The organism is Pseudomonas donghuensis (genome assembly GCF_000259195.1).
Lineage (GTDB): Bacteria > Pseudomonadota > Gammaproteobacteria > Pseudomonadales > Pseudomonadaceae > Aquipseudomonas > Aquipseudomonas donghuensis.
This window is the reverse complement of record NZ_JH650771.1, coordinates 1-12609: the sequence shown is the minus strand read 5'-3', so window position 1 is coordinate 12609 and position 12609 is coordinate 1. Positions and strand designations below refer to the sequence as shown.

General features: G+C 61.8%; 13 protein-coding genes. 6 read left to right on the top strand and 7 right to left on the bottom strand.

The genetic code is table 11. The features are described 5' to 3' along the window. Positions 1-131: 131 nt before the first annotated feature. Positions 132-1076 (bottom strand): DMT family transporter, encoded by a 945-nt coding sequence (locus UW3_RS0118450; RefSeq protein WP_010224294.1) that lies wholly within the window; start codon positions 1074-1076, stop codon positions 132-134. An 84-nt stretch (positions 1077-1160) separates the two neighbouring features. Between UW3_RS0118450 and UW3_RS0118445 the strand changes: the two genes are divergently transcribed. After that, a complete protein-coding gene (locus UW3_RS0118445; RefSeq protein ID WP_010224293.1) occupies positions 1161-1724 on the top strand; it encodes a helix-turn-helix domain-containing protein in 564 nt (187 codons plus the stop codon). Positions 1725-1745: 21 nt separating this feature from the next. Here UW3_RS0118445 and UW3_RS0118440 read toward each other — a convergent pair whose 3' ends face one another. Beyond that, a complete protein-coding gene (locus tag UW3_RS0118440) occupies positions 1746-2303 on the bottom strand; it encodes a cysteine hydrolase family protein (protein WP_010224292.1) in 558 nt (185 codons plus the stop codon). 106 nt (positions 2304-2409) lie between these two features. On the opposite strand from UW3_RS0118440, the gene UW3_RS0118435 reads away from it, so the two are divergent. Both UW3_RS0118435 and UW3_RS0118430 read left to right on the top strand, forming a co-directional pair. Then, a complete protein-coding gene (locus UW3_RS0118435; protein WP_010224290.1) occupies positions 2410-3390 on the top strand; it encodes a GlxA family transcriptional regulator in 981 nt (326 codons plus the stop codon). Between the two features lie 78 nt (positions 3391-3468). Beyond that, on the top strand, positions 3469-4887 hold the full coding sequence (locus UW3_RS0118430) for an FAD/NAD(P)-binding protein (protein ID WP_010224289.1): 1419 nt from the start codon (positions 3469-3471) through the stop codon (positions 4885-4887). Here the strand turns inward: UW3_RS0118430 and soxR are convergent. After that, positions 4884-5348 carry a redox-sensitive transcriptional activator SoxR gene (gene soxR, locus UW3_RS0118425; RefSeq protein ID WP_010224288.1) on the bottom strand — a complete coding sequence of 155 codons (465 nt, stop codon included), beginning with the start codon at positions 5346-5348 and terminating at the stop codon, positions 4884-4886. The two genes, UW3_RS0118430 and soxR, sit on opposite strands and share 4 nt — an antisense overlap. Positions 5349-5436: 88 nt before the next feature. Between soxR and UW3_RS0118420 the strand changes: the two genes are divergently transcribed. Beyond that, complete coding sequence (locus UW3_RS0118420) at positions 5437-5814, top strand: antibiotic biosynthesis monooxygenase (RefSeq protein WP_010224287.1); 378 nt, start codon at positions 5437-5439, stop codon at positions 5812-5814. Here the strand turns inward: UW3_RS0118420 and UW3_RS0118415 are convergent. Beyond that, positions 5797-6567, bottom strand: coding sequence for an alpha/beta hydrolase family protein (locus UW3_RS0118415; RefSeq protein ID WP_010224286.1), 771 nt, complete (start codon positions 6565-6567; stop codon positions 5797-5799). The genes UW3_RS0118420 and UW3_RS0118415 overlap by 18 nt on opposite strands. Beyond that, positions 6554-7663, bottom strand: coding sequence for a DUF3182 family protein (locus UW3_RS0118410; protein ID WP_010224285.1), 1110 nt, complete (start codon positions 7661-7663; stop codon positions 6554-6556). The genes UW3_RS0118415 and UW3_RS0118410 overlap by 14 nt, the downstream gene beginning before the upstream one ends. 346 nt (positions 7664-8009) lie before the next feature. Here UW3_RS0118410 and UW3_RS0118400 point away from each other — a divergent pair, with 346 nt between their 5' ends. Together UW3_RS0118400 and UW3_RS0118395 are read left to right on the top strand one after the other, a co-directional pair. Then, complete coding sequence (locus tag UW3_RS0118400; RefSeq protein ID WP_010224284.1) at positions 8010-9170, top strand: aminotransferase class V-fold PLP-dependent enzyme; 1161 nt, start codon at positions 8010-8012, stop codon at positions 9168-9170. A gap of 56 nt (positions 9171-9226) precedes the next feature. After that, the gene (locus UW3_RS0118395) at positions 9227-11038 is read left to right on the top strand and encodes an aminopeptidase P family protein (RefSeq protein WP_010224283.1); all 1812 of its coding nucleotides are present in this window, start codon (positions 9227-9229) and stop codon (positions 11036-11038) included. A gap of 62 nt (positions 11039-11100) precedes the next feature. Here UW3_RS0118395 and UW3_RS0118390 read toward each other — a convergent pair whose 3' ends face one another. Both UW3_RS0118390 and rhtA read right to left on the bottom strand, forming a co-directional pair. Next, positions 11101-11382, bottom strand: a complete 282-nt coding sequence (locus UW3_RS0118390; RefSeq protein ID WP_010224282.1) for a hypothetical protein — start codon at positions 11380-11382, stop codon at positions 11101-11103. A 185-nt stretch (positions 11383-11567) separates the two neighbouring features. Continuing rightward, positions 11568-12455: a threonine/homoserine exporter RhtA gene (gene rhtA, locus UW3_RS0118385; protein WP_010224281.1), complete on the bottom strand. Its 888-nt coding sequence runs from the start codon at positions 12453-12455 to the stop codon at positions 11568-11570. Positions 12456-12609 lie beyond the last annotated feature (154 nt).

Here is a 12609-nt window from a genome sequence, read left to right as displayed (position 1 = left end):
AGTTTGTAAGGGATCATACGTGGCGACCGGTCGATCACCAACCCGCAAGCTGTCGCAGAATCCTACAAGAGCGCTGTATCAATCCTTTTTTTTATAACAGTTTTTTTCAAAGGATAGCCTGCATTTGCCGATCAGAGACCCGCTTCAGGTTCTTCGGCGTCAACCGCCAGGGACTGCTCTTCGCCACGGCGACGAAACTTCAGTTCGCTGACCACCACGGCGACGACAATCAGCACACCACCGAGCAAGGCCACGCCCGGCAGGCGTTCGCCGGCGATGCGTCCGACGATGCCGGCCCATACCGGCTCACCGGCGTAGATCAGGGTGGCGCGGGTCGGCGAAACCGATTGCTGTGCCCAGTTCATCGCCACCTGGATCACCGCGCTCATCGCGCCCAGGCCCACGGCGCTGAGCAGCAACAGCCAGGAGAAGTCCGGCAGGCGTTCCTGGGTCGGTACCACCAGCATGAACGACAGCGCCGACGCGGTGGCCAGCTGCACCACGGTCACCCGGCGGACATCGACCTGGCCGGCATAACGGCTGATCAGAATGATTTCCGCGGCGATGGCCACGGCACTGACCAGGGTGGCGATTTCGCCGGGGCTGAACTGCAGCGAACCGCCGCCGGGGCCCGCCAGCAGCATCAGGCCGGCAAATGCCAGGCCAATGCCCAGGCTCGGCATCAGGCCGGGGCGGCGGCCCAGCACCAGCCATTGCAGCAAGGGCACGAAGGGCACGTAAAGGGCGGTGATGAACGCCGACTGGCTGCTGCTGATGGTTTGCAGGCCCACGGTCTGCAGGCCGTAGCCGAGCATGATCGACACGCCGATCAACACCCCGGCCTTGAGTTCGGTGGCGGTCAGGCCGGGCAACGTACGGGCTGAGACCAGGCCGACGAACAAGGCGGCGGCGGCAAAGCGCAGGCCGACGAAAAACATCGGTCCGCTGACCGTCATCACGTTGTGTACCAGCAAGAAGGTGCCGCCCCAGAGCATGGTGATAAACACCAGCACCAGTTCGGCCTTGCTCAGCCGGAAGGAAACGGAAGGGCGTTCAGCAGCGTTCGTTGGGGTCATGGCCTTGCACACGGGAAAGGGTCGACGCACAATTGCGGCGAAAGTGGGCAGTATACTGCGCAACCCCTATTGATGAGCAATATAGTGCACAAAGATTCCAGTCAACGCGCTTCGGTGCTTCAGCACGTCAGCCAGAACATTCGTCGCCTGCGTCATGCTGGCGAAATGAGCCAGAGCACCCTGGCGCAAAAGTCCGGCGTCAGCCGCCGCATGCTGGTGGCTATCGAGGCCGGCGAGAAAAATGTCAGCCTGACCACGCTGGATCTGATCGCCCAAGCCCTGCAAGTCGCCTTCAGTGACTTAATCAAAGCGCCAGACAACCGCGACCCGAGCCGGATCAACGAACTGGCCTGGACCGGCGTGCATCCCGGCAGCAAGGCCGTGTTGCTGGCCAGCTCCGCTGCCAGCCGTGAAGTTGAACTCTGGGAGTGGCGCCTGGAGCCTGGCGAGGTCTACCCCTGCGAGCCCGATGCCGATGGCTGGAGCGAGCAGTTGTTCGTGTTCGAAGGTTGCCTGACCTTGCAGGTAGAGGGGCAACAACACCTGCTCAATGCCGGTGAGTTCTTCACTTTTGCCAGCAACCGCCGCTATGCCTATAGAAATGACGGTGAAGTGGCGACCCGCTTTGTGCGCAATGTGGTGATCTGAGCACGCAGCGGGTCGGCGCAGTTAGTGGTTGGCGCCGGTCAGATAGTCCTCGGTGGAGATCACCTGGGCGTAAGCGAAGGCCAGTGATGCCATGTAAGCGGCATGTACATGGGCTGCCGGAACCGTGACACCGTTGAACTCCAGGGCGCGGGTAGCGCAGGCATCGTGAACCACCGTGACGCCATAGCCGTAATCGGCAGCCGCGCGGCTGACGGCATCGATGCACATGTGGCTCATGCTGCCGATCACCGTGACGTTGCTGATTTGCCCGTCATCGAGCAGGTGCTTGAGCTCGGTACCCAAAAATGCATTGACCTTGTGCTTGAGTACCACCGGCTCACCGGCGCGGTTGGCCGCCTTGGGGTGAATCTGCGCGCCTTCGGAGCCCGGGGTGAAGAACGGTGCATCGCTGGACTCGAACTCGTGGCGCACGTGCACGACCAGATCGCCGCGGGCACGGGCGGCTTCAAGGATGCTGGCGGCATTGTCGGCCGCAGCATCGGCGCCATCCAGGGTCCATTTGCCGCCGGGGAAGTAATCGTTCTGGATGTCGATGACGATCAGTGCCTGTTTGCTCATCGTAAAAGCCTCGTGTCGAGAGTGGTTGTGGTGTGGCGATAGTTATAGGCTTGAGCGATGCGCTTGCGGATTGGCGCGAACGACAAAATGGCGGGAAAAACTGACAATGGCGACAGCGCGGGACACTCTGGAAATTGGCGTGCTGATGTATCCCGGTGCGCAGCTGGCTGCGGTCCATGGCCTGACCGACCTGTTTGCCGTGGCCAATCGCCTGTGCCATGAACTGGGAGCGCTGGACCGGCCGGTGTTGCGCGTAAGCCATTGGAGCGAGGGCGCTGATCAACAGTTGCAGGTTTCATTCGACACCCATCCGGGCATTGCTCATCAACTTCGCGCGATGGTCATTCCGCCGAGCCTGACCCAGGCCCCGTCGCCGGAATTGCTCGCGCGCTACCGTGGCAGTCTGCGTCAATGGCATGGCGATGGTGCGTTGCTGGTGTCGGTCTGCGTCGGGGTGTTCTTCATCGCCGCCAGCGGCTTGCTCGATGGGCGCCCGGCGACCACTCACTGGAATTTTGCCCAATCACTGGCCGAGCGTTTTCCCCGGGTTCAGGTAGAAGCCAACCTGCCGCTGCTTGATGATGGCGACATTATTACCTCGGCCGGCTTGATGGCCTGGACCGACCTGGGCCTCAAGCTGGTAGAGCGTTACCTGGGTGAGACCCTGGCTGCGCAAACCGCGCGTTTTCTTGCGGTGCAGCGGGTCAGCGGCGAGCAGCGCCCCGGCAGTGTTTTCAGCCCACGGCTGGATCACGGCGACGAGGCGGTGCTCAAGGTCCAGCACTGGTTGCAAGGCAGCGGCGCGCGCGACGTGTCGCTGGCGACCATGGCTGATTGTGCCGGCCTTGAGCCGCGCACCTTCCTGCGTCGCTTTCGCAGTGCTACCGGCCTCAAGCCAACCGAGTACTGCCAGCAGGTGCGGGTGGGGCGGGCTTGCCGAATGCTCGAGTTCACCAACCGATCCATCGACCAGATCGCCTGGGGCGTCGGTTATCAGGATCCGGGCGCCTTTCGCAAAGTGTTCTTCAAAGTCACCGGGTTTGCCCCCAGCGATTACCGGCGACGCCTCTGTGCGCCTGGAGGCTGATCCTACTTTGGTACGGGGCCGGCTGCGCAATGGGTGTTTTGCTGCTTATTATTGCGCGCAAACAAGACGGAGAAGCCGATGAGCGCGCAACGAGAAAACCTGGCGAGCGATGTCCTGATCATCGGCGGTGGCTTGAGTGGCGCCATGCTGGCTGCCCAGTTATTGCGTCAACCGGGGCAACGCCGCGTATTGATCGTCGAGCCGCGCCGCGAGCTGGGCCGTGGTGAAGCCTACAGCGCCACACACCTGGGCCACACGCTCAATGGCAATGCCGCGCGCATGAGTGTCGATCCGGACAACGCCGATGACCTGACCGCCTGGCTCGGCCACTTTATTGCAGCGGGCGGTTGGCCGGAGTCAGCCGAGCAGCAGGTACCCGTGGCTGAGCTGTTTGCGCCGCGCGGGCTGTTTGGCGTCTATGCGCGCCAGCGCCTGGCCGAAGCTGAGGCGATCGGTTCACAACAGGGCTCGAAACTTGAGCATGTGCAGGCCGAAGCGCTTGACCTGACAGTGGGCGAGCAGGGCGTCAGCGTCAGTCTGGCCGACGGGCGCACCTTGCGCGCAACCAGGGCTGTGCTGGCCACCGGCATGTTTGCGGCGGCGCGTACCACGCGGCTCAGCGACAATGCATTGAACACCGCAGCGGTCGATCCCTGGGACATTCAGGCCATGCAGTCGATTGACGCCGATGGCCGGGTGGTCATCATCGGTTCCGGTTTGACCATGGTCGATGCCGTAGTGTCGCTGCAGGCGGCCGGGCATCGTGGGCTGATCGAGGTGTTCTCCCGCCACGGCCTTTTGCCCCATGAACGCCGGCAACCGCCGGCCTGGGAAGATTTTCTGGCAACTGACCCGACGCTGCGCAGTCCCTTGCAATTGTTACGAGCCTTGCGCGGGCAATGCCGAACCGCCCAACAACAGGGGATCGACTGGCAGGCACCGCTCGATACCGTGCGTGTGCATATCGCCAGGCTCTGGAGCCAGGCCAGCGAGCGTCACAAGCGCCAGTTCGTACGCCACGTCCGACCCTGGTGGGAAAGCCATCATCATCGTTCGCCGCCTCAGGGCGCGGCATTGCTGGCGCGCCTGGTCGAAGAAGGGCGTTTGCGTATCCATGCGGCATCACTGCAGGGAGTCGAAATCGGTGTCGACGGGCAGCCTGTGGTAACGCTGCGTTTTCGCGGGCAAGCGCTGGTCGAACGGCTAACGGCTGCCGCGTTGATCAACTCCACCGGTATCGAATACGACTGGCGCCGGGTTGCCCGCTCGTTGCCGCAGAACCTGCTGCAGCGCCGCCTGGTCCAGCCAGGGCCTCTGGCCCTTGGGATCGCTGCCGACGAAGGAGGGGCGGTGCTCGATGCCGAAGGGCAGGTGAGCCGTCGCCTGTTTGCCATGGGGCCACCCTTGCGCGGCCTATGGTGGGAGAGCACGGCGGTCACCGATGTCGCCTTGCAAGCCAAGGCGCTGGCGCTGCGTTTGGCAGGGGCTGGCGACTAGTCGCTACGTTCGGGGCCAGGCTCGAGCAATTGTGGGCCCGGGCCCTGTTCGCCAAGTTGATCGTCACAGTTACGCAACGGGCAGCTTTGCAGTGACATGCAGCCGCAACCAATACAGCCGTCGAGCTGGTCCCGCAGCACCAGCAGCGTGTCGATGCGCCGGGTCAGGTCCTGGCGCCATTGCTCCGACAGCCGCTGCCAATCCTTCACACTGGGTGCGCGTCCCACCGGTAACGTTTGTAGTGCCGCATGAATGGTTGCCAGGGGAATGCCCAGGCGCTGGGCCATCTTGATGACCGCTACGCGGCGCAGGGTCTCGCGTAGATAGCGCCGTTGGTTGCCGGCGCTACGGGTGCTGTGAATCAAGCCCTTGCTTTCATAGAAGTGCAGGGCCGTCACGGCAACGCCACTGCGCGCGGACAATTGGCCGACACTGAGGGCGCTCGGGGCTGAATCGGGCATCGCGGAATTTCTCTTGACCTCTAGTTAACTCGAGGTTTTACCCTGCCTGCCATCACACCGCAAGTGCAACGGCAGAGGGAGCATGTCCATGCTGGTTTCAGACAACAGCCTGTGTTTTACCCAGATGATCGAGTTCGAAGTCGCGCCGTCTCGCCAACGCGCCCTGGCTCAGGCGCTGGTGGTGCGCAGCGAGCGCCTGGCCGAGCAACACAGCGGCCTGATAACGGCCAGTATCCAGGCCAGCGATGATGGCAGCAGGGTCTTGCAATACTTGCAATGGCAGTCGCGAACCGCTTGGGAAGCTGCTGTCAGCAGTTTCGAACAGGAGCCTTTTTTGCAGTTGATACGTCAGCACCAGGCCAGGAGTGTCAACTTCAATACCTTCCATACCCTCAGCAGCCTGGCCCGCGGCCCCGAACATGGGCTGCACTGCCAACTGCCGATGGCGTCAGGAATACCAGGGTGAATGGTGTGGGTAGCGATCGAGGCGGGCGCCAATGACCATCTCACTGATCCAGGCGCTGAGTATCGAGCTGTAGGCCTTTTGGCTGCGGTCGCTGGAGAGCGCGTGATCGGCGCCATCGACAATCCTGTGGGTCAGCGAATGGGCGCTGACGAACGCTGAGCGGTAGCTCATCAAGGTGCTGTGTGGCACAAAATCGTCTTGTTCCGACTCTACCAGCAGCACGTCACCGGCAAATTCGGCGCAGACTCCCAGTGCACGGTTGTCAGCCGGGCCCAGAGCACGTTGACGGTAGTCGCTAAGACGTTGACGGTTGAGCGCTTGCTTGGGCACGTCCCATTCAGTGTCCCAGTACAACGCCGGTACCCTTAACGCCAGCCATTTGACCGGCCGCAATGCCGTCAGCAGGGTCGCCAGGTAACCCCCGTAGCTGCTGCCGATCAGGGCGATGGCGCTGGTATCGACCGCCGGGTGACTGACCAGCCGATCGTAGGCGGCGACCAGATCAGCCAGGTTCTGCTCGCGGGTAACGCTCAGGCGCTGGCTTTCGGTTTTCTCGTGGCCACGCAAGTCAAAGGTCATGCACACGCAACCCAGCCCGGTGATCTGCTTGGCCCTGGCCAGGTCGCGTTGCTGGCTGCCGCCCCAGCCGTGCACAAAAAGGATCCCGGGAACCTTGGCGCCGGGGCTGACGATGGTCCCGGCAATACTTTCACCATCAACCGGGATTTCAATCGGTTCGCTATGGATGGTCATAGTCGCGGATCCGGGCGTATTTGCAGACGCTTCCGATTTCACTGTCGTCCCCCTGATAAAAAACGGTGGCATCGGCGGGCAGTTCAGGCGCGTCAAAGGCTTCGTGGGTCGAGGCGCGTACCCGTGTCAATGCCGGGTCGGCGGCAAACGCCTGCAGCGCCAGAACCTCGGCACTGCTGGCACCGCCGATGCGCCAGGATTGTTCGAGTACGCCGCTGCGCAGCTTGCCCTGGCTGTTCAGGCCGCGCGCGACGTCATAGTTGCGCCGTGAAGCGATAAAACCGGGGAAGGCCTGCAATGCAGCCTGTTCGTAGGTCCTGGCCTGGGTGATGGCCAGGCGCAGGTGATCCTCCAGCGCCAGTTGCAGCAGGGCGTCGTAGTCTCCGCGCACCAGTACCAGGTCGGAACCACCGTAGATGTCTGCACCCTGGTGGTCGCGGGTCAACTGCTGGGTACCGTAGTAACTGCAAAGGATGCCGGCGACCAGCGCCTGACCGACACTGAAGGTTTGCACCTCGCTCAGGTTTTCTTCCAGGGTCAGCCCCCAGAGGGCGATCTCCTGCGCATCCATGCTGGCCAGCGCGCGTTCCAGCTCCTTCATGTTGTTGACCACCGTTTGCCCGCGCCCCGCGGTCGCGCGCACCGGTTTCAGGCGCAGGGGCCCTTCACGCAAGAGCAGCTCGGCGGCCCGAATCGCATCGTCCAGGCTGAATACGCTATAGCCCCGTAACAGCGCGTCGCTGGCCAGACGTGCAAAATCATCGGTCCAGCCCAGCGGAAAGCGTGCATCGGCGGGCAGCGGATGGGAGATCGCCTTGGTGGCCATGTAGGGCTGGCTGACCAGGCCTCCATACAGATCCGTAGGTGCACTGATGCCCATCGCCCGATAGCGCGCAAGGCCAATCAAGGTTTCGGTGGGCAGGTAGTAGAAGTTCTCCTTGGCCGTGGGCGGCTGTGCGGGTGTTACCACCTCGGTGTGAAATAGCTGCGCGAGCCGTTCGGCGAGCTTCAGGTGCACGCTGTGCTCGTGCGCGGGTGTGGTTTGACGCGTATCCAGCAGCACTACGCCTTGCTTGCGGTCGGTTGAGCGGAGCATGGGCAGGTCCTCTGCGGGGTTCAGGAGGTGTGCTGCAGGGCATCGCTGGTTTTGGCGCGCGAGCCACCGGCGCGCTTACCGCCGCCAGACTGCTTGTCGGGGTAGTTGGCTTTACTTCCCAGTGGCATGGCGATTTCTCCTGTGCGGGGCTCTACTGATTGTGAAGTCCTTTAGCGGCAGAAGTTCAGCAGCGGTGATTAGCGGATCCGATATTTGTTATATAAGTATAAATATTAATAATTTATTGTTCTAACCAGGACTGGTGCAGTATGGGAACGCACTTTACCTACACGGATTTAGGAAGCGCCTGCTTTGCACGGCGACAACAACCCGAGAGCCTGCCGTCATGAATAATCTTCCGCTGTATTTCGACTACGCCGCCACGACACCGGTCGACGAGCGAGTCATCCAGGCAATGGTCGAGTGCCTGGGCGTTTCCGGCACTTTCGGCAACCCGGCGTCCAGCTCCCACTGCTATGGGCAGAGCGCCCGTGCGGCCGTGGAGCGTGCCCGGGCACAGGTTGCCGGGCTTGTCGGCGCGCAAGCCGAGCAGATCATCTGGACGTCGGGGGCCACCGAATCGAACAACCTGGCGCTCAAGGGCCTTGCCCAGGGGCGCCGGGGTGGCCATATCATTACCAGTCAGATCGAACACAAGGCGGTGCTCGACACGGTGCGTCAGCTGGAACAGGACGGGTTCGCCCTGACCTTGCTGACGCCCGATGACCAGGGCCTGATCAGCCCGCAAGCACTGCGCAACGCGTTGCGCGAAGACACCTTCCTGGTGTCGTTGATGTTGGTGAACAACGAACTGGGGACCGTCAACGACATCCCCGCGTTAGCCGAGGTGGTTCGCCAGCATGGTGCGCTGCTGCATGTTGACGCTGCCCAGGGGGCGGGCAAGCTACCGATCGACCTGGCGTGCTGGCAGGTGGACCTGATGTCTTTTTCTGCACACAAGGTCTATGGCCCCAAAGGCATTGGCGCCCTGTACGTCGGCGAGCGTGCCAGGCCCTTGTTGCAGGCGCAGATCCATGGCGGCGGGCATGAGGGCGGCTTGCGCTCCGGCACCCTGGCGACCCATCAGATCGTTGGCATGGGCGAGGCCTTTGCCGTGGCCGGGGCGCTTTTCGTTGAGGAAACCGCACGCATCCGCCAACTGCAGCAACGCTTGCTGGAACAGCTATTGACGGTGCCGGGGGTTCAGCTCAATGGCAGTGTCAGGCAGCGAATCGCCCACACCCTGAGCCTGACCTTCAGCGCTGAGTGTCCCGACTTCGCGCAATTGGCCCGATCCCTGGCATTCTCCTCGACTTCCGCCTGCAACTCGGCGGCCAATGCTGCTTCCCATGTGCTGCTTGCGCTGGGGCTTGCCCCGCAAGCGGCGCGCCAGACCATTCGCTTGAGCCTGGGGCGCTATACCCAGGCGCAGGATATTGATGAGGCGGTTCGGGCAATAAAGGCCTCGTTACACTCGCAACCCTTCTGGGCGGTTGCCCATGGCTGAAGGCTGATCCATTATCTGCGCCAACAACAATGGATATCGTGGTAGCAGGAGTCAGCATGAGCACACAGTCTTCAACGCAGGGAGCGGTGAATACGCGTCTGGCACGTATTCGTGAAGTGATGCAGCGCGAGGGGGTCGATGCCTTGCTGGTGCCGTCGGCTGACCCGCATCTTTCCGAGTACCTGCCCGGGTACTGGCAGGCCAGGCAATGGTTGTCCGGTTTCCACGGTTCGGTCGGTACCCTGATCGTTACCGCTGATTTCGCCGGTGTGTGGGCGGATAGCCGTTACTGGGAGCAAGCCGAGAAGGAGCTGGCGGGCAGCACTATCGAGCTGGTGAAACTGCAGCCGGGTAAACCTGGTCCACTGGAATGGTTGGCCGATCAGGCTCCGGAAGGTGGTGCGGTAGCGGTGGATGGCGCAGTAATGGCGCTGGCATCGGCGCGTCAGCTGGGTGAGCGGCTCAAGGCTCGCAATGTGCGCTTGCTGACCGAGAAGGACTTGCTGGCAGAGGTCTGGGATGACCGGCCGGCATTGCCCGGCAACCCGGTGTATCAGCATTTGCCACCCGAGGCCAGCATCAGCCGTGCCGAGAAGTTGGCCAACCTGCGCCTGACCCTGCGCGAACGCGCTGCCGATTGGCACTTCATCGCCACCCTGGACGACATTGCGTGGTTGTTCAACCTGCGCGGCAGTGACGTTTCCTATAACCCGGTGTTCGTCTCCTTCGCCTTGATCAGCCAGAACCAGGCAACCCTGTTCGTTGCCTTGAGTAAGGTCGACGAGCACTTGCGTCATGTGCTGGAAGTCGATGGCATCACCTTGCGCGACTATGCGCAGGTGACTCAGGCGCTGGCCGCGATTCCCGCCGGTGAAAGCCTGTTGGTCGACCCGGCCCGGGTTACCAGTGGTTTGTTGGCCAATACCACCCCTGGGGTTCGCCTGATCGAAGGGTTGAATCCGACCACGTTGTCGAAGTCGCAGAAAAGCGAGGTCGACCTTGAGCACATTCGCCAGGTCATGGCGCAGGACGGCGCGGCGCTGTGCGAATTCTTCGCCTGGTTTGAAGCGGCCCAGGCGCGTGCAGAGCCGCTCACAGAGTTGACGGTGGATGAACAGCTCAGCGCCGCGCGCGCGCGTCGTCCCGGGTTCGTCTCGCTGAGCTTCTCGACCATCGCCGCCTTCAATGCCAATGGCGCCATGCCGCATTACCGGGCAACCGAAGCGTCTCATGCGCGTATCGAAGGCAATGGCCTGCTACTGATCGATTCCGGCGGACAGTATCTTGGTGGCACTACTGACATTACCCGCATGGTCCCCATCGGTGAGCCCAGTACTGAGCAGAAGCAGGATTGCACCCGAGTGCTCAAGGGCGTCATTGCATTGTCGCGGGCGCGTTTTCCGCGGGGCATCCCATCACCGCTGCTCGATGCCATTGCCCGGGCGCCGATCTGGGCTGACCAGGTCGATTACGGTCATGGCACGGGGCATGGCGTCGGCTATTTTATGAATGTGCATGAAGGGCCGCAGGTCATCGCCTATCAGGCGGCCGCGGCGCCACAGACGGCGATGCAAGCAGGGATGATCACCTCGATCGAACCGGGTACCTATCGCCCGGGCGAGTGGGGCGTACGTATCGAGAACCTGGTGTTCAACCGTGAGGTGGGTAAAAGCGCGTTCGGTGATTTTCTGGAGTTTGAAACCCTGACCCTGTGCCCCATTGATACCCGCTGCCTGCTGCCGGATCGGCTGAGCGCCGAGGAGCGTGCCTGGCTCAATCATTACCACGCACAGGTTCGTGAGCGCCTCGAACCCTTGCTGGATGGTGCGGCCTTGAAGTGGCTGCAGGTTCGAACCGGGCCGATCTGAGTTCAGAGCTCACGCACCAACAAAAAGGGCAGCCTGCGGGCTGCCCTTGTTATTGGATCAGGTTACTTGCAGATGACGATCATGCTGCGACTGGTGTAGCCGGCCGGATTGAGGCCAAACGGGTAGTCACCAGGTTCGGCGTCGCCGTCACCTGAGCGGGCAATCACCTTGTAGCCTTTGCTGCCGCAAGAGGCGTCGGCCTTGGCGTAGCATTTATCCCAGGATGAAGACAGGCCGGAGCAATTGATATGCAGGCCTTTCTTGCCTCGTTTGACTTCGGTGCTTGCTGTCGCCGCACACCCCGCGATGGTCAAAATGGCTAGGATGAGCAAAATTCGTTTCATTCCTGTCCTTAATGCGTACCGGGTCTATCGCCCGTGTCTAATTTCCCGTGCTTCGTCCCTGATGCCTCTTCGCGTCCCTGTCTTGTCAATTAGATATCTTTAAGGTTGACGTTACGTTACAGCTTAAAGATGGTGGATGCCCGGCACAATGACCAGTGTCTATTTAAATGCAAATATTTCTCAAATCAGTCAGCGGCAACCAGGGCCGGGCTTTCCTTGCGCAGCGACAGGGTGGCACCGACAGAGGCCGTGATGATTGCAGCGATAGCCAGCCATTGCGCTACGGTCAGTACCTCACCCAGGAACAGCAGGCCTGAAAGTGCACCGAACGCAGGCTCGATACTCATCAAGGTACCGAAGGTGCGGGCAGGCATGCGCGTGAGAGCAACCATCTCCAGGCTGTAGGGCAGGGCTGTGGAAAGTATCGCCACGCCCAGCGCGATAGGCAGCAACGCCGGGGTAAGCAACGCGCTACCGGCGTGAGCGATGCCGATGGGGGCGACGAACAGCGCGGCAATCATCACTCCCAGGGCGGCGGTCTGGATGCCGTTCTCGGCCCCGGCCTTCTGCCCATACAGAATGTACAGTGCCCAGCACACGCCAGCGCCCAGGGCATAGCTGGCGCCAACCAGGTCAATGCCCGCGCTGGTCTGGCCAATCGGAATCAACAGCAGCAAACCAATGACCGCCAGGCCGATCCAGAGAAAATCCACGGCCCGTCGTGAGGCGTACAGAGCAACGGCCAGCGGCCCGGTGAACTCCAGGGCAACGGCGATACCCAGCGGCACGGTGCGCAGTGACATATAGAAGAGGAAGTTCATTCCGCCCAGGGCCATGCCATAGATGATCACAGTGCGCAGGGTGCGGGTGCTGAGCTTGGCGCGCCATGGGCGCAACAGTAGCAACATGATGATGCTGGCGAAGATCAGTCGCAGGGTGGTGGTGCCTTGCGCGCCCACGATTGGGAACATGCTCTTGGCCAGCGAGGCGCCGGACTGGATCGAGGCCATAGCAATCAGCAGCAAGCCAATAGGGAAGAGAGTGGCGGCCAGGCTGCGGGGTTGGCTGTTCATCGCGGGAGGGCGTTCCTTATAGTAAGTAGAAGCACGGGCGGCCTATGATGCGCAAAGGCTAAAAGATGAGCAATATACTGCGCATTATTCTTTTATTCGGGGTTTCCTGAATTAACCCTTGACGGCCGATTTAATCTCTCTATAATTCGCCCCA